Genomic DNA, 19,977 nt, shown 5'->3' with positions numbered 1-19,977 from the left:
TTATAAATTTACGGTTACTAATTCTGCGGTTTTTTTGGCTCTTTCCACTACGGTTTCTATGGGTGTTGCTACTGAATCGTGAGTCAATACAACGCCCATTCGGCGGTACGGTCGAGCACTTGGTTTCCCAAAGATACGAAAATCGGTTTTGGGTAAGGCCGCTATTTCGGAAATTCCGCTGTAGGTTGGGTTAGTCGAGTTTCCACCGGCCAAGATTACGGCACTGGCTCCGGCTTTTTCCAACGTAATTTCAAAGATGGGCAAGCTTAAAACGGCACGTAAATGCAACTCAAATTCGTTGAAGTTTTGGGTGCCGGCTAAAGTGACCATACCGGTATCATGCGGACGTGGTGATAATTCTGAGAAATAAACCCCTTCGTCGGTCAGGAAAAATTCGACGCCGAATAAACCTGCGCCGCCTAAAGCTTCGGTGACTTTTTTAGCCATGTCTTGTGCTTCTTGAAGGTCTTTGTCGAAAACCTTGGCCGGTTGCCAACTTTCTTGGTAATCGCCACGCTCTTGACGGTGACCGATTGGGGCACAGAACAACGTTGGATTGCCATTTTGAGTAACGGTCAACAAAGTAATTTCGGAATGAAAATTCACAAAGGCTTCGACGATGACTTCGATGATGTCGCCACGCGAACCTTCTTCGGCGTATTGCCAGGCTTTTAAAATATCGGCTTCGGTTTTGATGGTGGATTGGCCTTTGCCGGAGGAACTCATCAACGGTTTTACGACACAAGGAATGCCTACTTCCACTACTGCTTTTTGCAGTTCTTCGGCTGAGGTTGCATATCTATAGTTGGCGGTACGCAAGCCTAAGTCTTTGGCAGCCAAATCGCGGATGGCTTTACGGTTCATGGTGAAGTTCGCTGCTTTTGCAGATGGCACAACAGTGATGCCTTGTTTCTCATAATTATAAAAACGTTCGGTGCGAATGGCTTCGATTTCGGGAACGATAAAATCCGGTTGGTGTTTGGCTACGATACGGTCGAGTTCGGCACCATCGAGCATGTTGATGACTTCAAAGTCGTGGGCCACTTGCATGGCCGGAGCGTTTTCGTAGCTGTCGACAGCAATAACGGTTTGTCCGATGCGTTGGGCGGCGATGACGAATTCTTTGCCTAGTTCGCCGGAACCGAGGAGTAGTATTTTTTTAGACATGTTTAGACTTTTTAGATTGTTAGATTTTTAGACTTCTTAGATCTAAAAAAAAATCAGAACTTTTGCAAAAGTGTCTAATATTCTAAAATGTCTAAGCTGTCTGGTTTGCGTTAAGGATTGAGGCGATATCCTCGCAGTGTAGCGGAGAGATAAAGCCGAAAGCCTGACCCAAAGGGTAACGCTATAAAAAAGCCCCAAGTTTCCTTGAGGCGTATGGTTTTAAGCTAGTGCTGCTGCGATTCTTTTGAAAGCTTCTGTTAGTAAGGCCTCGCTGGTGGCGTAGGACAAGCGGATGCAGTTTGGATTTCCGAAAGCGTCGCCGGTAACGGTGGCTACGTTGGCTTCGGAGAGCAAATACATCGAGAAATCGTCGGCGTTGTTGATGGTTTTTCCGCGTAAGGTTTGACCGAAATACGCCGAAACATCAGGGAAAAGGTAAAAGGCACCTTCGGGCACGTTGATTTTGAAGCCCGGAATTTCTTTGGCTAAGGCGACTACCAAGTCTCTGCGATTTTTGAAGGCGGAAACCATGTCGTTTAACACACTTGGATCAGCATCTACGGCAGTAATGGTGGCTCTTTGTGCGATTGAGTTAGCGCCTGAAGTGACTTGGCCTTGCATTTTGGTACACGCTTTAGCGATGATTTCGGGTGCGCCGATGTAACCAATTCTCCAACCGGTCATGGCGAAGGCTTTGGCGACACCGTTAACCGTAATGGTTCTGTCGAACAAGCCCGGAATAGTAGCGATGCTGCAAAATGTTCCTGAGAAGTTGATGTGTTCGTAAATTTCGTCTGAAACGATATAGATGTTTGGGTATTTTTCCAAGACTTTGCCGATGGCTTCTAATTCTTCACGGTTGTACACTGAACCACTTGGGTTACAGGGTGAACTGAACCACATCATTTTGGTTTTAGGCGTGATGGCTTTTTCCAGTTGCTCGGGTGTGATTTTAAAATCGCTTTCAACCGATGTTGGGACTTCTACCGGAACGCCGCCGGACAATTTGATGATTTCGAAGTAAGAAACCCAATACGGTGCGGGAAGGATGACTTCATCGCCTTCGTTTAACATGACTTGCGCCACGTTGTATAAGGATTGTTTGGCACCTGTGGAAACTACAATGTTACCTGACTTGTAATCAAGATTGTTGTCTCTTTTAAACTTGCGGCAGATGGCTTCTTTCAGTTCTACATATCCGTCAACCGGAGTGTAGGTGCTGTAGTTGTCATCGATGGCTTTTTTGGCTGCTTCTTTGATGAAGTCGGGCGTGTTGAAATCGGGTTCACCTAAACTCAAGCTGATGATGTCTTTGCCTTGGGCTTTTAATTCTCTGGCCAAGGCTGCCATAGCCAAGGTTTGTGAGGTAGATAGATTGTTAATTCTGTCCGATAAAATACTCATTGTGTTGTGTTTAAAATGGGGTTAAATAAACAGACGCCAAAGTGGCGTCTGTTTTGGTATTAGGCTAGTTGAGGTTGTCTTCCCAGTTCTTTCAAATGTTTGAAGTGAGAAATGATAGCTGCGCGCGTGGTTTTAAATTCGTAATAAGGCAACTCACATTCTTTGGCTGTTTGTTTGACAATCTCGGCGATTTTGCCGTAGTGAATGTGGCTGATATTCGGGAAAATGTGGTGCTCGATTTGGTGATTCAATCCGCCGGTGTAGTAGTTGACCAACCAGTTTTTTGGGGCAAAGTTAGCGGTAGTAAACAATTGGTGAATCGCCCAAGTGTTTTCAATCTCGCCGTTTTCATCCGGGATAGGATTGTGGGTATCTTCTACCACGTGCGCCAATTGGAATACGACGCTCAAAATTACTCCTGCAGTGTAATGCATTACTAAAAAGCCTAAAACTACTTTCCACCAAGTGATGCCCATAACCATTGGAATAACTAACCAAATGGTGAAGTAAATGATTTTGGTAATGATTAATGTGGTCCAGCGGATTACCGGTTTTTTGAATTCGCCATAAGATAAGTTTCTTTTTAAATAGCGTTTCATTTGAAGAAAATCTGTTGTAATGGCCCAATTGAAAGTCAGTAATCCGTAAAGGAAAATCGAGTAGTAGTGTTGGAATTTGTGGAAACGATACCATTTAGCGGTTTTGGAAAAACGCAAAATTCGTCCGGCTTCCAAATCTTCATCGTGTCCTAAAATGTTGGTATAGGTGTGGTGCAAAACGTTGTGTTGTACTTGCCAATTATATACGTTTCCGGCTAGGATATAAATACTGCCACCCATGATTTTGTTTACCCATGATTTGTTGGAATAAGAGCCGTGGTTGCCATCGTGCATTACGTTCATACCAACGCCGGCCATCCCGATTCCGATGACAACATTGAGCAATAGATAAGCCCAAAACGGCATGTCCATCGCTAATAAAATGAAATAAGGCGTGAGGAAGATGGTGAACATCACCACGGTTTTAAGGTGTAATTTCCAATTTCCGGTTTTGTCGAGGTTGTTTTCTTTGAAGTAGTTGTTTACTCTGGAGTTTAGGGTTCTGAAAAACTTAAGGTTATCGTTCTTAGAGAAAACAGGTGTTGTGGTATTCATAAATATAAAGGGTATTCTAAAAATTTCTGTAAAGATAATTATATAATTATTTTAAAGATGATAAAGCTATCATAAATATCAACTAAAACGCTATTTTTGTTGAAAACTCTTTTTATGGAAGAAATTATTAAACAATTTCCTAATCTTACTGATAATCAGCTTTTACAGTTTCAGAAATTGGAAGCGCTGTATCACGATTGGAATGCGAAGATTAACGTTATTTCCCGAAAAGACATCGACGAATTGTACACCAAACACGTTTTACATTCGTTGGCCATTGCCAAAATCCAACCTTTTGAACCCGGAACTTACATTTTAGATGTAGGTACAGGCGGCGGGTTTCCCGGGATTCCTTTGGCTATTTTATTCCCCGAAACGCGTTTTTACCTGATTGACGTTATTGCTAAAAAGATCAAAGTGGTACAAGCGGTTACTGAAAGTTTGGGTTTGAAAAATGTCAAAGCAGAACAAATGAGAGCCGAAAATGTAAAAGGCGACTACGACTTTATCGTCAGCAGAGCCGTGACCAATATGCCTGATTTTTATGGTTGGGTGAAAGACAAAATTAAAAAGCAAAACAAACACACCTTACATAACGGTATTTTGTATTTAAAAGGTGGCGATTTAACCGTAGAATTAAAAGATTTTCCGAAAGCCACCGAATACAATATAGCCGACTTTTTCTCTGATTCTTTTTTCGAAACCAAAAAAGTAGTGCATTTACCGTTACAATTTAAGCCATAAAAAAGCCTCTCGATCGAGAGGCTTTTTTTAGTTTTTGATGATCTTTTTGGTGATGCTTCCGTTTTCGGTATTGATGTTTATCAGGTAAATGCCTTTGGTTAAGGTCACCGGAATCTCAAGTGTTCCGTTGATGTTTTGATGCTTCACACTATAAATGATTTTGCCTAACATATCAGTTACTGTAATAGCCGCATTTTCTATACTGTAATCACTATTGATTTCGATGGTTTTGTCAGCCGGATTTTTGATCCAAAGTGAAGTTAGTACTTGGTCATTGGTAGATAAAGCGCCACTGATAATTTCATTCAAAGCAAAAGTCACGTTGTTGGAGTTTAAAGTCACGTGATTTTCATTAACTGTTGGTATTGAAGATGCCACAAACGGAGTTGTTGATGAACCGGTGACCGGAGCATACAAATTGTTAGTTCCGGAGATAGCCATCGAACTCCAAGTGGGAATAAATGTAAAATAATCAGCGTTTAAGTTATTAAAGAACTCCGTTAATAAAGGGTCGGTTCCCAAATCGGCTTGAAAACCACTCATGTCAAATCTTCCACCTGGAGCTGTGTCCAATCCGTCAGTATCTGTCGGGGCTTTAGAATTCGCTAAACTTTCATAAACAGTTAGCCAAGTAAAAAGAAAAGCTTGTCCGCGGAATCGGCTCACTTGATTCGTTTGATTTGCTGCAGGGGTAAAACGCAGGTTTATGATGGCGCGTTGTGTAGAATTTACGTTGAAGGTATGGTTCATTACCTCAAAATTCGGAGTGTAATTCATAGTTCCGTTTCCGGCTCCGTTAGCAATAGAAACGTTTCTTACGGTAGTAGGGAATCCCATAGTGTTCAATTCATTTTGAAACGCGTTTCTAAAGTTAGGTGCTCCGGTTGGTAACAATGAATTGCTTGCAGTGTTGAATTCAAAAGCGCTTCCGGTTTGTAAATGACCTTCTAAATGATCTATCAACATTTGTCGGGCCGCAGGACTTTTAATTAAACCGTCCACTACCGGTTGAACTGCTGTGCTGCCTAAGGGTCCGTAGGCCATATAATTAAACAGGTGTTGGAAGCCAATAGGGACGTTAGCTCCTTGGTGTGGTGAATCAAACGAAATGTACAAACGAGTGTCGTGATCCAAATTATTCATTTCCATGTAGCGTAACGCGTAACGCGAAATCAATCCGCCCATACTTGGTCCGATGATAACGTTTTTCTCAACACCTACTTTTTGTGCGTTAATGAGATTAATTATTTGCACCAAAACAAACGCATTTCTTTGTATAAAATCTACACCTCCATCAACTACTACAGTAGAGTTTGGACGTATATAGTTTGGAAAATTCACCAAAACAATGTCAAATCCGAGTGATCTTAAGTAATCGGCTAAATTTTGATTGGTACCGTAATTTAAACTGGCATATAAAGCAGGAATATTTCTGGAGTCGCCCGGATCAAAACCATCTACTAAAAAAACCGGTTTGTCCAAAATACCGTCAACAGTATCGGGAAAAATCTCGTATTCACCTTGACCTAAGAAAGCGGCAGTTTCCCCAAAACCTTGGTATGGAATGGTGGCCGTTACCGTATTAATCGCATTTGGTGCATAGGAGTTTTGATTGTTTCTGGCGGTACTGTTAAATCCAGTTGCAACCTGAATGACAAATGTTTGATGAACCGTTTCACCATTGCTAAATTGAATACGACAATTTACTGTTTGTTGGCCATCGTTATTGAAATGAATGGTAAAAGGTTGGTTTTGCTTGATAGTTCTCCATTCTTTATCTTCACTGGTTTGGTAAGCAATGTTGCTAATGATTCGAGCGGTAGTGTTGAAAATAAACTCGTCTTTCAAAACGAAAGTCACCACATTGGTTTTGGATTTGAGAACCAACGGTGATATCATATTCAAAGCGTGGCGTTGAAAAATAGCTGTCGCGCCATTCTTAAGTTGGTATTGTTGTTGGGCATTCAAAAAAACAGCACCTTTTTGAATCGCATCGGGGCTTAAGCTTTCGAAATCGGTTATTAAAACTCCGAGAGGAATTTCGTTTTTCACGGCTCCTAACTTGGCAGCTTCTCTCAGTACTTCGACTTTAGGCAAACGCGACAAAAAATCGGCCCTTTGTATTTCGTGGTAAACTTGAAGAAAATCATTCGAACTGATTTCGGTTTGTAGCCTTTGAGTGGCGTTGGAAATACCGAAAACCCGATCGTAAATAATTTTGGTTTCGCTTAATTCTCTGAGTAAGTCGCAAGATTGATTTTGCGCTGCTGAGAACAGTGATACAAAGCAAAAAATCAGTAACGTAATTTTTTTCATAGTTTCAATTTTTGATTTTGACGTTCGAATATACAAAAAATACCATTCTGAGAATAAAAAAAAGTCCGAGTATATACTCGGACTTTTTTGATTTTGAATAAGATACGATTATTCGCCTAAAAAAGGATAGCGATAATCAACAGGCGTAACAAAGGTTTCTTTGATGGTTCTAGGCGATACCCAACGCAATAGATTCTGCATTGAACCTGCTTTGTCATTGGTACCCGAAGCTCTGGCACCTCCAAAAGGTTGCATTCCAACAACCGCTCCGGTTGGTTTGTCGTTGATGTAGAAATTCCCGGCACTGTTTTGTAATGCGGATGCAGCTTCTTCAATAGCGTAACGGTCGTTGCTGAAAACCGCTCCGGTTAAGGCATAGTTCGAAGTTTCATCGACTAATTTTAAAGTTTCACTCCATTTAGAATCTTCATACACATAAATAGTTAATACCGGGCCGAACAATTCGGTCTCCATAGTAGTATATTTAGGATTTGAAGTTAAAATGACCGTTGGCTCTATAAAATATCCTTTTGATTTATCGTAATTGCCGCCAAAAATAACTTCAGTATCAGCGTCTTGTTTGGCTTGGTCGATGTATTTGGTCAATTTATTAAAAGAAGCTTCACTGATAACCGCCGTAACGAAATTAGAGAAATCTTCAGGGCTTCCCATTTTGATGGTAGCCAATTCTTTGCCCATTTCTTCTTTAATGGCCGGCCAAAGCGATTTAGGGAAGTACACTCTCGAAGCAGCCGAACATTTTTGTCCTTGGAATTCAAACGCACCGCGAATGGTATTGGCCACGACTTGTTTTACGTTGGCACTAGGATGCGCAATGATAAAGTCTTTTCCTCCGGTTTCTCCAACGATTTTCGGATACGATTTGTATTGGCTGATGTTGCTTCCGATTTTTGCCCAAATATCATTAAACACTTCTGTTGAACCCGTAAAGTGAACACCGGCTAAATGTGGACTGTTTAGCAACACTTCCGAAATCATACTCGAATCGCCCATTACCATATTGATAACGCCATCCGGTAAGCCGGCTTCTTTGAAAATTTGCATGACTACGTTAGCTGAATAGACTTGTGTTGCTGCAGGCTTCCAAACCACCACATTACCCATTAAAGCGGCACTTGATGGTAAATTACCGGCAATGGCAGTAAAGTTAAATGGCGTGATGGCATAAACAAATCCTTCCAGCGGACGGTATTCTACACGATTCCATACATCAGAAACAGAGTTTGGCTGGTCGTTATAGATTTGTGTCATGAACTGCACATTGTATCTCAAGAAATCGATAAGTTCACAAGAGGCGTCAATTTCGGCTTGGAAAATGGTTTTCGATTGTGCAATCATTGTTGCCGCGTTGATTTTGGCACGGTAAGGTCCGGCAATCAATTCGGCTGCTTTTAAAAAGATGGCGGCGCGTTGTTCCCAAGCCATGGCAGCCCATTTTTCTCTGGCTTTTAAGGCGGTGGCAATGGCTTTTTCTATATGCACTTTTTCGGCCAAATGGTATTTTCCAACCACGTGTTGGTGGTCGTGTGGTGCCGTCATATTTTTAGTGTTTCCGGTGCGAATTTCTTCCTCGCCAATATAGTTAGGAACATCAATTGTTTCGTTCCACATTTTTTGGTAGGCTGCTAAAACGGCTGCTTTTTCAGGCGAATTAGGAGCGTATGATTTTACAGGTTCATTGACCGCTTTAGGGACATGAAAAAATCCTTTTGGCATAGTGATGTTGTTTTTGAAAATTAGACAATTTTAAAGTCAAATAATCCAAACGCTGCAGATTATTGAATTTTACACAAAAGTACAAAGGAAAATTTGAAATTTCGGTAAGATGTTGGACCAAAATTAATTCAACGCAAAAGGCGCGCTCAACTTAAAGGTTGGTACAATTACCTTGAAGGTTTTGGTGGTCGTAAAATTAATCATGTTGAAGTAACCGCTCATCGCTCCGAAAGGAGAAGACAATAAACAACCCGAATTGTACGTGTGTTTTTCGCCCGGTTTGAGTACCGGTTTTTTACCAATCACACCTTCGCCGTCAACGATTTCTTTCTCATTGAGCGAATCCAGAATTTCCCAATGACGCGAGTTAAGTTGTACCGAATCTTTGCTGTGATTTTCTATGGTGATTTCGTAACTAAAGGCAAAATGAATCTTGTAGTTCTTGAAGTAAGTACCTTCAAAACTAGTCAAAACCGAAATTTTAATGCCTCTTGTTATTTGTGAAACCATGTAGTATTCATTCTATTAGGTTGTCAAATTTACAAAAAATACGCTTGCTTAAGTGAATTAGATGTTAAATTTTGATTAGTAAGTAATATCGACTGAGCTGGCAATTCCTTTACCGATGATGCGATCGAAACGTTGGTTGTTTTCTCGATAGTAAACCAAGGCAAAATAATTGTTTTCGGTTTGATGAAAATTACCGTCGATAGCGTTTTCTTCATCAACTTTACCATTGGCATCCGCAATAACATATTGGTAATTGGTGAATCCTTGTTTGATCATAATGGCTTTTTCGTAAACGCCTTTTTCGGCATTGTACTCCATTTTGTTCTCTTCTCCTATGGCAAAACCATTGAACATACCATTGACATAAATGGATTTTTTACCGAAGTAATTTGGCGCTGAAAGTGTGAAAAACACCCAAGCGTAATCGGCTTCGATTTCGTTGTTTTGAGCGTTGATGTTTTTTACAATAAAGTTCCCGTTAATGTCCGGGAAATAAGTGTATGGTACGTTGGCTCTGGCTTCGTTTCGGTACAAATGTGCATTGTAAATACCACCATTCGAATCGATGCGACCTATACTGTTGTTGGCGGCTCGGATGTCTTTATTCTCAAAAAATAAAAACTCATTCCCGGCCCAAAATTGGGTTTCGGTATCGTAGCGGTACACCAAATCGTTACCTATGGTAAACTGCGGTTTGATTCCGGTTATGGCGTTGTCAAATTTACCGTTTTGCAACAGCATTACTTTTACGTTTTGCAACGGACTTTGGAAGGTAATAGTAGTCGATTTGATAGTAAAATCGAGATTGTGTTTTTGGTTGATGACTGATAAGTTTCGCGCTCTTCTGACTTGCATCGGAACGGTTACCAATTCTTCGTATAAAATGAATTTTTTAGTAAAAACGACTTCTTTGTCATCGTTTAAAATTTTGATAATGTAGTTGCCACTTACTCGAAATTGGGTAAATCGGTTGGGGAAAGTCAATCGATAATGCGAATACAGCTGAAGCGTGGTAAGCGAATTGGTATAATCCTGAATGCGTTGGTCGTCGAAACCGTTCAAGTATTCGTTTTTAAACAATTGCGAAGGCTTCCAATCGTAATCACAATGTGTGATGGTGTAAAAATAATTGGCTTCGTTACCGTATAAATCGTCAAATTGGAATTGAAACGTATCTCCCAATCGGAAAATCGGGATAGCATTTTGGCCGTTTTGAACAAAGCTAACGGTTTTGATGTTGTAAGGTGGCGGGATTTCTTTTTCAACTTGAGCAGCAACGCAGCAAGTCAATAACAGCATACTAAAGGCAAAAATTCTTTGAATCATAGCTTTTTTATCAGAATAGTAAAGATACTAATATATTCTTAACCAGAATAATGCCAAATCTTATATTTTACTTAAAGCAAACCGGAATGATTTCGCCTTTAGCCAAACAGTATTTCTCGACCAATTCAGGGGCGATTTTATGGGTGTAATCTTCCTCAACTACAGTAAAACCGATACTTCTCAATTTGTCGAAATAATCCCTGCCATACACGCGAACGTGATCATATTGACCGAAAATTTTAGCGCGCTCTTTTTGGTCGGTGATACTGTCATCTGAAAAAGTTACCGCTCTCGACAAGTCTTGCGGAATTTGGAAAATGCCCATGCCGCCCGGTTTCAATACACGATACAATTCCTGCATGGCTTTAGTGTCATCCGGAATGTGTTCCAGAACATGGTTGCAAAAAATGATATCGTAGTGGTTGTCTTCAAAAGGTAAGTTGCAAATGTCGGCCTTCACATCTGCCAAAGGCGACAGTAAATCCGTAGTCGTATACTCGATATTACTTTGTTTCTTAAAACGTTTGTAAAATTCCTGTTCGGGCGCAAAATGCAAGACCTTCTTTTTCTCTTTAGCGGTAAAAAAATCGGTTTCGTTTTGCAAATACAACCACAACAAACGGTGTCTTTCCAACGAAAGTGTACTCGGCGACAACACATTGTTTCTCTGATTGCCGTAACCGTAGGGTAAAAACATGCGGAAACTTTTTCCGTCAATCGGATCAGTGAAACGACTGCCTTTCAAAACAAAAGCCAAAATCGGACGCACCACTATGCTTAACCGAATTAAGATAGGTCTCGGAATTGTGTTTAAGATGAATTTGAATAGTTTTTTCATTACAGTACCAGAGGTTTTTGACGGAATTCATCTTCTTCGTTACTCTCGATACCTAAAGCTTTATAAATATAGGCAAAAGTCGAAAGCAATTCAGGCTTGCCGTTTACCAAGGCTACATTGTGTTCAAAATGCGCGCTTGGTTTTTTGTCTGCAGTTACTATTGTCCAGCCGTCTTTTAAGGTTTTGATGTTGCGACTTCCCATATTAATCATAGGCTCAATGGCAACCACCATACCTTCAACAAATAATTTGCCACGACCTCTTTTACCGTAGTTTGGCATTTCGGGTGCTTCGTGCATGACGCGCCCTAAGCCATGTCCGACTAATTCACGAACTACACCGTAACCGTGTGCTTCGGTATATTTTTGAATAGCATTACCCACATCTTCCACGCGGTTCCCGATTTTAAATTCGCGAATCCCAACATACAAGCTTTCTTTGGTAACCTGTAATAATTTTTTGGTCGCCGGAGCTACTTCGCCTATTTCAAAAGTATAGGCGTGATCGCCGTAGAATTCGTTTTTCAAAACGCCACAATCTACCGATACCACATCGCCTTCTTCGATAGGGCGATTGGTAGGCAAACCATGAACTACTTGCTCGTTTACGCTGGTCAACAAAGTTGACGGACAGCCGTACAAACCTAAAAATCCCGGAGCCGCTTGATGGTCACGAATGAATTGTTCGGCTAATTTGTCGAGTTGTAACGTAGTAACTCCCGGTTTTATTTCGTTGGCTATCATGCCTAAGGTTTTGGAAACCAATAAGGCACTTTCGCGCATCAATTCGATTTCTTCTGCGGTTTTTTGAATAATCATCTGCTGTAATTTGACTTTTACTTCAGGCCTGTTGCCGTGAATGAGGTTGCAAAAGTAATTATTTTAAGCTTACTTATTCAGGATTGGCCATGATTTTAAACAGTTTGGCATTCGAATCGAAGTAACGGTTTTCTATCAACAGTTTGGATAATTGGGCCGAAACCAAGTTGTTTTCTCGGGTGTTGATTAAGAAAATGGAGCTTTCTCCAAAGGAAAACAATCGTTCCTCCGAAGTCAACATCGTATTGTAATCTACGACCAGATTGTCAATCAACTGTTTTTGTTTTTCTAAGGAGCTGATTTCGGTTTGTTGTGCTTTGATCTTGTTTTTCAAGGAAACGCGCTCCAAATCCAAATCGAATTTCACATCTTGTAACTTGAACTTAGCCAATTGTAAACTACCGCGTTCTTTTCGCAAAAAAAGGGGAAAGTAAAAATTCAAACCAACTTTGTAATCCTGAAACCGATAATTATCAAAATACCGTGGTTCGGATAAATAGGAATATCCTAAGTCGATTTTCGGCAACAACATATTAGCTTTGAGTTTTCGTTCCACTTCGAGCATTTCGATTTTTTGTTCCAAAGCGTTAATTTTCGGATGATTTTCCAAGGATGGATTGTCCAACATCAGGTCGTTAGTACGCAAAGTTTCTTTGATGGTCAGCATCAAATTCTCTTCCGGAATAATCTCGTCTTGCAACTCGAGCGGCACATTGTTTTCCAACCATAGGAAGTTGGCCAATTCCAATTTGGCTTTGGCCAGTTTCAACTGTGATTCTTCCAAACTCAATTTTCTGTTTCTAACGATTATACCGGCTTCAACACTGTCAATGGCGGGTTTGTCACCTTGTTCAATCGACTTGGATATTCCTTGATAGCGGATGTTGGCATTATTGAGATAGGTTTGATACAGTGTGACTTCGTTGTAGTTTCGTTTCCAATTGAAATACGCCACCGAAGCATCGTATAAAACCGAAACCGCCATTAAATTTCTTTCGGCCTGACTCAATTTCACTTGGATTTTAGCTTTTCGCAAATCGGCCATACGTTGGTTGATAAATAAACCTTGTCCAAGCGGAACCGAAATCCCTAAGGAAGTCAGCCCTTGGTTAGGCACGGTGTTTTCGGGGTTGAGGTAAATCCCTTCGTTATTGTCGAATCCGGCCTTGATTTCTACGCCGTACCATGTCGGGATTTTAAAACTGCTGTTTAAAATCGAATAATATTCGTTGTCTTTGAATTTCTTTTGTTCAAAGTCAACCTCAATTTTCGGGTCGAAACCGCCGCGTGCCATCATTAAATTGGCTTGAGCCTGATTGATTTCTAAGTTGGCGCTTTTCACCAGCGGATGGTATTTTTTAACATAGCCCAAAAACTCATTATAGGTAAGTTCTTTGGAAGTGTTTTGACTCCAAACCGAAAATCCGAACAATAAAAAACCTATGAGAATCGATTTCATTATTTTTTGTCTTTTGAAGTGCTGTTTTTAGGCTGGTAATAGTTTGGCGGAAATCCGTTCAGCGTACGCCAAATCTCAAACCAAACCGGAACATTGTCGAGTAACGCTAAGGTTTGCGCACCCGAACCGATGCTGATTTGTTTTGGCCACGCTTCTTCGTTTTCATCCGGCGCAATCAGAACGCGAAATTTACCATTGTCGCTGATAAAGTTTTCGATGGCTACAATTTTACCACCGAAAGTTCCGTAAGACAAGTTTGGCCAACCAGAGAATACGATAGTGGGCCAACCATCGAACCAGATTCGGACTTTTTCTCCTTTGTGCAATAAAGGCAAATCGGTAGCCGAAACAAAAGTTTCTACGGCGATGTCGTATTTGGCCGGCATGATGCTTACAATTTGAGTCCCTTCTTTAATGGTTTCACCAATTCCTGATTGCAACGCACGGTTTACATAACCACTTTGCGGTGCTTTGATGTAATACATCCCGTTTCGGATTTGGTAATTGGTGTATTGGTTTTTGAGTTTGTTAACTTGCGCTTCAGTATCGTACTGACTGCTCAAGGCGGTAAATCGGTCGCTGCTGGCTTTTTGCTCTTTTTCGTTGTATTCGGCAACGATGCGATTGACTTCAACCTTGGCGTTAATCAATTCGTTTTCGCTGGCCAATAATTTGTTTTCCTGTGTGATGATTTTGGCTTCGGTTTCTTGCAATTTCAAGCGTTTTTCTTCCACATCGGTCATCGGTTTCAAGCCTTCTTTATTTAATGCTACGGAGCGATTGAATTGGGTAGTGGCAATTTTAATTTGGGTACGCACGGCTACCAAATCCATACTGTCGCTTTTGACTTTTAAGATGGCTTGACGGATTTTGTTGTTGGCTTGTTGCAATTTCAGCTGACGTTCTTTGCGGATGGCTTGGATTTGGCCTTCTAACGAAACTACTTTGCCACCGTAGGATTGCTCGGCCATTTCTTTGGCTTTGAGTTGGCTTTCGGTGTTTTTAACCAAGTTCGGGTCGAGGTAATCTTCTTTGGTTTCTGAAATAAATAAAATGGTGTCGCCTTTTTGTACAAAATCACCTTCTTTGACATACCATTTTTCGATTCTACCGGCTATGGCAGTATGAATGGTTTGCGGTCTTTGGTCCGGTTTTAGCGTCGTTACGGCACCTGAACCCGAAATGTTTTGTGTCCAAGGTAAAAACAAAATCAATAAACCAAATAGGGATACACCAACGATAATTTTATTCAAAACTTTGTAATGCGGACGATTGCTCAGCGTTTTGAAAGTGCTGTATTTTTCTATGTTTTGATCGATACGATTGTTGTTAGAAATGTTAAGCATTTGTATTATTGTTTAGTGTCGTTAATAATTTTGCCTTCGCTCATAGTAATCTTGCGGTTGCATTTTTGTTTCCAATACTCATTTTTAGAGGAAACAATTAAAGTCCATTTGTTTTCATTTGATGTGATAAAATCAATTACTTCTTTAGCCGCATCATTATCCATTTTATCCAGAGAATCTTCGTAGAATAAAATTTTTGGGCGATTGATGATGCTTCGTGCCAACAGAATTTTTTGAGCGTTAGATGATGAGAGTTGTTTGCCTTCCGGATAAATTTTGGTTTCCAAACCTTTCGGTAAAGATTTAATGAAATCGCCTAATTTAACACTATCGATAGCCCATTTTAAATCTTCTTGTGAAATCAGCGGGTTGTTGAATGTGATATTTTCTAAAATAGTGCCTTCAAAAGGAGTTTCGCCGGTAATGATGGTGCTGATTTGAGATCGGTACTGCTCTAAATCAATTTTTCGGTACGTGTCATCGTTGATGTAAAAAGAACCCGAAGTTGGTTTCATCAAACCGGATAGTATTCGTATAAGCGTGGTTTTTCCAGAACCGTTGTTTCCTTCAAGATAAATTTTATCCGATTGCTCTATGGTCAGATTAATCTTTTCCAATACGTAATCGGTAGCATCCGGAAATTTGAAACTTAAATTCTCAGCTGCCAACTGAATGTTGGTGTAGCAAAAGTCGGAAGGTTTGGTCGAAGTTTCTTCTATATCCAAATCGGTTATCTGACCAATTTTTTCCACCGAGGTCAATACATCATATAAGGTTTCTAATCCGATAATTATTTTTTCCACAGAATTAATTACCAATAAGATGATAATTTCAGCGGCTACGAACTGACCGATATTCATCTGTTGATTCAAAACCAAATAGCCGCCTATGAGCAGTAAACCTGCGGTTATAATGATTTTAAAGATAATCAATTGGGTGAATTGTCTTTTAATAACATTGAAATGTTTTTCTCGGTGTGCTAAGTACTCCGAAACCAATCGGTCATTTTTGGTTAACGCATAGTCAAAGTTAGATGCTTTTTTGAAGCTGAAATTGTTTCGGGCTATTTCTTGTAACCAACTCACTACTTTATACTTGTATTTCGATTCTTTTAAGCTGCTGGATAAACCGGAACTGTACGAAAATTTAAAAATGATGTACAACAGCATCATCAAGAAGATTCCGAAGAAGATAAAAAACGGATGGTACAACGATAACAATATGATTCCGAAAACAATTTGCAGCAAAGCCGAAGAAAAGTCAATCAGCAATTTTGAGGCGCCTTTTTGAATGGTAAGCGTGTCAAAAAAACGATTCGCCAATTCCGGCGGGTACTGATTGTGCAAAGCTTCGGTTTTGATTTTCGGCAAACGAAATCCGAATTCAAACGAAGACCGAATGAATATTTTTTGTTGTAAGTTTTCGGTAATACGCAATTGCATTAACGATAATATTCCGACCAAAGCCACACCCGCAATCACAATAAATACCAAAACAATCCAAGAAACGCTTACACGTCCTGATTGGATTAAGTTGATAATAGCCTGAATTCCCAGCGGTAACGACAAACTCACCAATCCGGCAAAAATGGCGTAAAAAAAGACTTGCAGTATGTCTTTACGGTCGAGTTTGAGTAGGTTGATTAACCTTTGAGATGCATTGAGTGCCATAGTTATTTGCTTAAGGTTTTTTGAACCAAATCAATATAAAATTGGGTTGGCGAATTGTTTTCATTACAATTGGTAATGGTTTTTAAATGGTCTTTTAAAAAGTGTTGGTGCAACGAACCTTCCACTATAGAAGAAGCCAAGCTTTTGGCATAACCGTATTCAGGATTCACTTCTTGAATGATATCAATAATTCGGTTGATTACGCGTTTGTACACTAAAAAGAAACCTTCTTTATTTTCCTCGTCGACTTCTTTCGTAAGTAACGTTTTAGTGAATTCGGCTATGATGATTTTATTTAAAATCGATTCGTTGATGTGTAATGTAGCCGTATCATCTTCTACTTTTTCGGTTACTATAGTGATGGCTCTTTGGAGTTTTTCCATCGGATTCGGAATGTTTGTGGTTGAAATCAGCATGCGGTATTCTAACCAGCCCCAATACCACGATGACAGGTACAACATCAACTTGTGCTTACTTTCGAAATAACGATAGATAGAACTTTCGTTAGAGCCAATCAGCTCGCCGAGTTTTTTAAATGTGAAATTTTCAAAGCCAATTTCATCGATTAAAATAATGCTTTTTTGAATGATTTTTTTACCCAAATCTGAGGTCTCAGGGTTTTTTACAAATAGTTTCGGGTTGACCGTAATTGAAATGTTTGATAAGATACTATTCATAGTTTTTTTATTTATGAGGAACCGACTTGATAGTTTTCATTTGAATCACATCGACTAAAAAGGCAAAGGCCATAGAGAAATAGATGTAACCTTTAGGGATTTCAAAGTGTAAGCCTTCGGCAATCAATGATACACCAATCATCATTAAAAAACACAAAGCCAAAATTTTGAATGACGGATGTTTAGCAATAAACTCACTAATAGGTTTGGCTGCCACTAACATGATAATAACGGTAACAATTACCGCTGTATACATAATCCATAAGTCTTGTACCATACCTACGGCGGTAATGATCGAATCGATGGAGAAAACCAAATCCAACAAGACCACTTCGCCCAGGAGTTTTTGAAAAGAAACTTTTTTTGCCGGAGTTTCACTACCGGATTGTATGGCTTCGGTTTTGTGGTAAATCTCTTTGGTGCTTTTGTATATCAGGAACAATCCGCCGACCAATAGAATGATACCTTTACCGGTAAAATCGATATCAAACAATCGGAATAACGTTTGGTCAAGTTTTAAAATCCACGAAATTAACGCTAATAAGCACAAACGCATGATTAAGGCTAATCCGATTCCCCAAAAGCGTAATTTGTTGCGTTGGTTTTCAGGTAATTTATCGGCTAAAATGGAGATAAAAATAATATTGTCTATGCCCAGAATGACTTCTAAAGCAATTAATGATAATAAGGGAATGATAGCTTCTGTTAACATATTTATTCTAAAATTAGTTTAAATCCGAAATTCAAATTTTTCATGTCTTGTAAGTTCGGGTTCACTTTGTTGTTTTTAAAATCCAAAAGGCGCAAGTGGTCTAATCGCATAATCTGTTTGGGCAATTCCATAAAGTTATTGTCGTTCAGATACAACATTTCCAGTGATTTCATGTTTTCAAATTGTTTGGGAAGTGACTGCAGTTTGTCGTTTTCCAAGTGTAGCTCTTTTAAACCGGTTAAGCTGTTTAAAACATCCATACTCTTTTCCAAATCAAATTGTTTTTCATCGTTCAAATACAATACTTGTAATTTAGACAAACTTTTCAAGGTTTTAGGTAACACTTTAAAGTTGTTTCCGCTTAAATCTAGTGTTTTCAGGTTGGTGAGCTTTGAAATGCCTTCAGGGATTACAGTAAGGTTGTCATTTTTTAAACTTAAATATTCCAAGTTAATAAACACCGACCAATCCACATTGTCTAAAACCACTTTCTGATTGCTTAAGTCTAAACTGATTACTTCTTTAGGCGAAAGTAATGCCTGACTCAAACTCACAAATTTTTTGGAATCTGAAATGGAGGGCGTTTGTGAGGTCATAACATTGATGCTGCCCAACAATACAAGTGCTAAAATTACAATCTTTTTCATAGCTATTGATTTTGAATGTATTTAGACGCAAAGATAATAGTAAAACTATTAATTATGAAATTTTAACTTTTATTTATACATATTTCAACCCTGCTTTATGAGAAATGTCATATTTTTATAAGGATTTGGGAAATAATTTTGAACAAAATTTTAGTTATGAGCAAATATGTTACCGCTGCGGAAGCAGTCAAAGTAGTAAAATCAAACGACCGAGTGTATGTCCAGGCTGCTGCGGCTACACCTTCTGTATTAACCAAAGCCCTAGCCGAGAGAGCCGCCGAGTTAAGGAATGTTGAAGTTTGTCACTTACATACCGAAGGGGATGCGCCTTATGCCAATCCGGATTTAGCGGATAGTTTTCATGTGAACTCCTTTTTTATCGGAGCCAATGTCCGCCATACTTTAAAAGCCGGAAACGGTTCGTATACGCCGGTATTTTTAAGCGAATTACCTCATTTGTTTCGCAAAAAAGTTTTGTTGATTGATGTGGCTTTTATTCATGTTTCACCACCGGATCGTCACGGTTACTGTTCCTTAGGGGTTTCCGTTGAGGCTACTTTAGCGGCTATTGAAAACGCGAAAATTGTGATTGCCCAAGTCAATCCGCAAATGCCGAGAACCTTTGGCGATGGTATTTTACACGAATCCGAAATTGATTATTTGGTGGACGTTAACGTACCTATTTTTGGTCATGAACCTTCTCCTTTTTCCAAAGAAGAAGAAAAAATAGGTGAGTACGTGGCTTCTTTAATTGAAGACCGAAGCACTTTGCAAATGGGTATTGGTTCTATACCAAATGCGGCTTTGAGCAAATTAAAAAACCATAAAGATTTAGGCTTACACACCGAAATGTTCTCTGACGGTGTCATCGATTTAATCGAAAGCGATGTCATCAATTGTAATTATAAAGGCACCTTGCGCGGTCGAGTGTTAGCCACTTTTTTAATCGGTTCGAAGCGACTATACGATTTTGTAAGCGACAATCCGTTTATCGAAATGAAGGAATCTTCCATGGTGAACGATACAGCGCGTATTCGCAAAAACCCTAAAATGGTGGCTATCAATTCGGCCATTGAAGTCGATGTTACGGGTCAGGTTTGTGCTGATTCCATCGGAGCGCATATGTATTCAGGAGTTGGCGGTCAAATGGATTTCATTCGAGGCGCGTCTTTAAGCGATGGCGGAAAAGCCATCATTGCTTTGCCTTCCATTACCAAAAGAGGCGAGAGCCGCATAGTACCGTATCTTAAACAAGGAGCCGGTGTAGTAACTACGCGTTCTCATGTGCAATACATTATTACCGAAAACGGCATAGCCAATTTGTACGGTAAAACCCTTAAGCAACGTATTGACGAAATGGTTAAAATTGCCCATCCAAACCATCAGGAAAACATCGAAAGAAGTTATTATGAAATGTTGAAATAAAAAAAGCCCCGAATCTTCGGGGCTTTT

The 19,977-nt window shown here is 39.8% G+C and carries 17 protein-coding genes; 2 read left to right on the top strand and 15 right to left on the bottom strand.

What is annotated here, in order from left to right:
• From purT to Q0M21_RS10525, 3 genes are all read right to left on the bottom strand, one after another.
• Complete coding sequence (purT, locus tag Q0M21_RS10535) at positions 1–1,167, bottom strand: formate-dependent phosphoribosylglycinamide formyltransferase (protein ID WP_295337924.1); 1,167 nt, start codon at positions 1,165–1,167, stop codon at positions 1–3.
• Positions 1,168–1,386: 219 nt separating this feature from the next.
• Positions 1,387–2,571 carry a pyridoxal phosphate-dependent aminotransferase gene (locus Q0M21_RS10530; RefSeq protein ID WP_295337922.1) on the bottom strand — a complete coding sequence of 395 codons (1,185 nt, stop codon included), beginning with the start codon at positions 2,569–2,571 and terminating at the stop codon, positions 1,387–1,389.
• Positions 2,572–2,630: 59 nt separating this feature from the next.
• Positions 2,631–3,725 (bottom strand): acyl-CoA desaturase, encoded by a 1,095-nt coding sequence (locus tag Q0M21_RS10525; protein WP_295337920.1) that lies wholly within the window; start codon positions 3,723–3,725, stop codon positions 2,631–2,633.
• 114 nt (positions 3,726–3,839) lie between these two features.
• On the opposite strand from Q0M21_RS10525, the gene rsmG reads away from it, so the two are divergent.
• The gene (rsmG, locus tag Q0M21_RS10520) at positions 3,840–4,469 is read left to right on the top strand and encodes a 16S rRNA (guanine(527)-N(7))-methyltransferase RsmG (RefSeq protein ID WP_295337918.1); all 630 of its coding nucleotides are present in this window, start codon (positions 3,840–3,842) and stop codon (positions 4,467–4,469) included.
• 27 nt (positions 4,470–4,496) lie between these two features.
• On the opposite strand, the gene Q0M21_RS10515 is transcribed toward rsmG, so the two are convergent.
• The 12 genes from Q0M21_RS10515 to Q0M21_RS10460 all read right to left on the bottom strand — a co-directional run bounded on the left by Q0M21_RS10515 (position 4,497) and on the right by Q0M21_RS10460 (position 18,525).
• The gene (locus Q0M21_RS10515) at positions 4,497–6,785 is read right to left on the bottom strand and encodes a T9SS type A sorting domain-containing protein (protein ID WP_295337916.1); all 2,289 of its coding nucleotides are present in this window, start codon (positions 6,783–6,785) and stop codon (positions 4,497–4,499) included.
• 108 nt (positions 6,786–6,893) lie between these two features.
• Entirely contained in the window at positions 6,894–8,522 is a 1,629-nt protein-coding gene (gene pruA / locus Q0M21_RS10510; RefSeq protein ID WP_295337914.1) for an L-glutamate gamma-semialdehyde dehydrogenase, read from the bottom strand.
• Between the two features lie 123 nt (positions 8,523–8,645).
• Positions 8,646–9,032 (bottom strand): Co2+/Mg2+ efflux protein ApaG, encoded by a 387-nt coding sequence (apaG, locus tag Q0M21_RS10505; RefSeq protein WP_295337911.1) that lies wholly within the window; start codon positions 9,030–9,032, stop codon positions 8,646–8,648.
• Positions 9,033–9,107: 75 nt separating this feature from the next.
• Positions 9,108–10,358, bottom strand: coding sequence for a type IX secretion system plug protein domain-containing protein (locus Q0M21_RS10500; protein WP_295337909.1), 1,251 nt, complete (start codon positions 10,356–10,358; stop codon positions 9,108–9,110).
• A gap of 67 nt (positions 10,359–10,425) precedes the next feature.
• Positions 10,426–11,196 carry a class I SAM-dependent methyltransferase gene (locus Q0M21_RS10495; protein WP_295337907.1) on the bottom strand — a complete coding sequence of 257 codons (771 nt, stop codon included), beginning with the start codon at positions 11,194–11,196 and terminating at the stop codon, positions 10,426–10,428.
• On the bottom strand, positions 11,196–12,014 hold the full coding sequence (map, locus tag Q0M21_RS10490; protein WP_295337905.1) for a type I methionyl aminopeptidase: 819 nt from the start codon (positions 12,012–12,014) through the stop codon (positions 11,196–11,198). Before map ends, Q0M21_RS10495 begins: the two co-directional genes overlap by 1 nt.
• A 73-nt stretch (positions 12,015–12,087) precedes the next feature.
• Complete coding sequence (locus Q0M21_RS10485; RefSeq protein ID WP_295337903.1) at positions 12,088–13,473, bottom strand: TolC family protein; 1,386 nt, start codon at positions 13,471–13,473, stop codon at positions 12,088–12,090.
• Positions 13,473–14,819 (bottom strand): HlyD family efflux transporter periplasmic adaptor subunit, encoded by a 1,347-nt coding sequence (locus tag Q0M21_RS10480; RefSeq protein ID WP_295337901.1) that lies wholly within the window; start codon positions 14,817–14,819, stop codon positions 13,473–13,475. The genes Q0M21_RS10485 and Q0M21_RS10480 overlap by 1 nt, the downstream gene beginning before the upstream one ends.
• A gap of 5 nt (positions 14,820–14,824) precedes the next feature.
• Positions 14,825–16,489 carry a peptidase domain-containing ABC transporter gene (locus Q0M21_RS10475; RefSeq protein ID WP_295337899.1) on the bottom strand — a complete coding sequence of 555 codons (1,665 nt, stop codon included), beginning with the start codon at positions 16,487–16,489 and terminating at the stop codon, positions 14,825–14,827.
• 2 nt (positions 16,490–16,491) lie between these two features.
• Positions 16,492–17,166, bottom strand: coding sequence for a TetR/AcrR family transcriptional regulator (locus tag Q0M21_RS10470; RefSeq protein WP_295337897.1), 675 nt, complete (start codon positions 17,164–17,166; stop codon positions 16,492–16,494).
• Between the two features lie 7 nt (positions 17,167–17,173).
• A complete protein-coding gene (locus tag Q0M21_RS10465) occupies positions 17,174–17,878 on the bottom strand; it encodes a TerC family protein (protein ID WP_295337895.1) in 705 nt (234 codons plus the stop codon).
• 2 nt (positions 17,879–17,880) lie between these two features.
• Positions 17,881–18,525 carry a leucine-rich repeat domain-containing protein gene (locus tag Q0M21_RS10460; protein WP_295337893.1) on the bottom strand — a complete coding sequence of 215 codons (645 nt, stop codon included), beginning with the start codon at positions 18,523–18,525 and terminating at the stop codon, positions 17,881–17,883.
• Positions 18,526–18,681: 156 nt separating this feature from the next.
• Here Q0M21_RS10460 and Q0M21_RS10455 point away from each other — a divergent pair, with 156 nt between their 5' ends.
• Complete coding sequence (locus tag Q0M21_RS10455; RefSeq protein WP_295337891.1) at positions 18,682–19,950, top strand: acetyl-CoA hydrolase/transferase C-terminal domain-containing protein; 1,269 nt, start codon at positions 18,682–18,684, stop codon at positions 19,948–19,950.
• Positions 19,951–19,977: the final 27 nt, after the last annotated feature.

Source organism: Flavobacterium sp. (assembly GCF_024710485.1).
In the GTDB taxonomy this organism is placed as follows: domain Bacteria; phylum Bacteroidota; class Bacteroidia; order Flavobacteriales; family Flavobacteriaceae; genus Flavobacterium.
The sequence above is the reverse complement of the archived record's forward strand: the minus strand, read 5'-3'. Positions and strand labels throughout refer to the sequence as shown.

Excerpts from the sequence above, each read along its gene's own strand:
- Q0M21_RS10470 (WP_295337897.1), bottom strand. The coding sequence starts at position 17,166 with ATGAATAGTATCTTATCAAACATTTCAATTACGGTCAACCCGAAACTA.
- Q0M21_RS10465 (WP_295337895.1), bottom strand. The coding sequence starts at position 17,878 with ATGTTAACAGAAGCTATCATTCCCTTATTATCATTAATTGCTTTAGAA.
- Q0M21_RS10495 (WP_295337907.1), bottom strand. The coding sequence starts at position 11,196 with ATGAAAAAACTATTCAAATTCATCTTAAACACAATTCCGAGACCTATC.
- Q0M21_RS10460 (WP_295337893.1), bottom strand. The coding sequence starts at position 18,525 with ATGAAAAAGATTGTAATTTTAGCACTTGTATTGTTGGGCAGCATCAAT.
- purT (WP_295337924.1), bottom strand. The coding sequence starts at position 1,167 with ATGTCTAAAAAAATACTACTCCTCGGTTCCGGCGAACTAGGCAAAGAA.
- map (WP_295337905.1), bottom strand. The coding sequence starts at position 12,014 with ATGATTATTCAAAAAACCGCAGAAGAAATCGAATTGATGCGCGAAAGT.
- Q0M21_RS10500 (WP_295337909.1), bottom strand. The coding sequence starts at position 10,358 with ATGATTCAAAGAATTTTTGCCTTTAGTATGCTGTTATTGACTTGCTGC.
- Q0M21_RS10480 (WP_295337901.1), bottom strand. The coding sequence starts at position 14,819 with ATGCTTAACATTTCTAACAACAATCGTATCGATCAAAACATAGAAAAA.
- Q0M21_RS10530 (WP_295337922.1), bottom strand. The coding sequence starts at position 2,571 with ATGAGTATTTTATCGGACAGAATTAACAATCTATCTACCTCACAAACC.
- rsmG (WP_295337918.1), top strand. The coding sequence starts at position 3,840 with ATGGAAGAAATTATTAAACAATTTCCTAATCTTACTGATAATCAGCTT.
- Q0M21_RS10515 (WP_295337916.1), bottom strand. The coding sequence starts at position 6,785 with ATGAAAAAAATTACGTTACTGATTTTTTGCTTTGTATCACTGTTCTCA.
- apaG (WP_295337911.1), bottom strand. The coding sequence starts at position 9,032 with ATGGTTTCACAAATAACAAGAGGCATTAAAATTTCGGTTTTGACTAGT.
- Q0M21_RS10475 (WP_295337899.1), bottom strand. The coding sequence starts at position 16,489 with ATGGCACTCAATGCATCTCAAAGGTTAATCAACCTACTCAAACTCGAC.
- pruA (WP_295337914.1), bottom strand. The coding sequence starts at position 8,522 with ATGCCAAAAGGATTTTTTCATGTCCCTAAAGCGGTCAATGAACCTGTA.
- Q0M21_RS10455 (WP_295337891.1), top strand. The coding sequence starts at position 18,682 with ATGAGCAAATATGTTACCGCTGCGGAAGCAGTCAAAGTAGTAAAATCA.
- Q0M21_RS10485 (WP_295337903.1), bottom strand. The coding sequence starts at position 13,473 with ATGAAATCGATTCTCATAGGTTTTTTATTGTTCGGATTTTCGGTTTGG.
- Q0M21_RS10525 (WP_295337920.1), bottom strand. The coding sequence starts at position 3,725 with ATGAATACCACAACACCTGTTTTCTCTAAGAACGATAACCTTAAGTTT.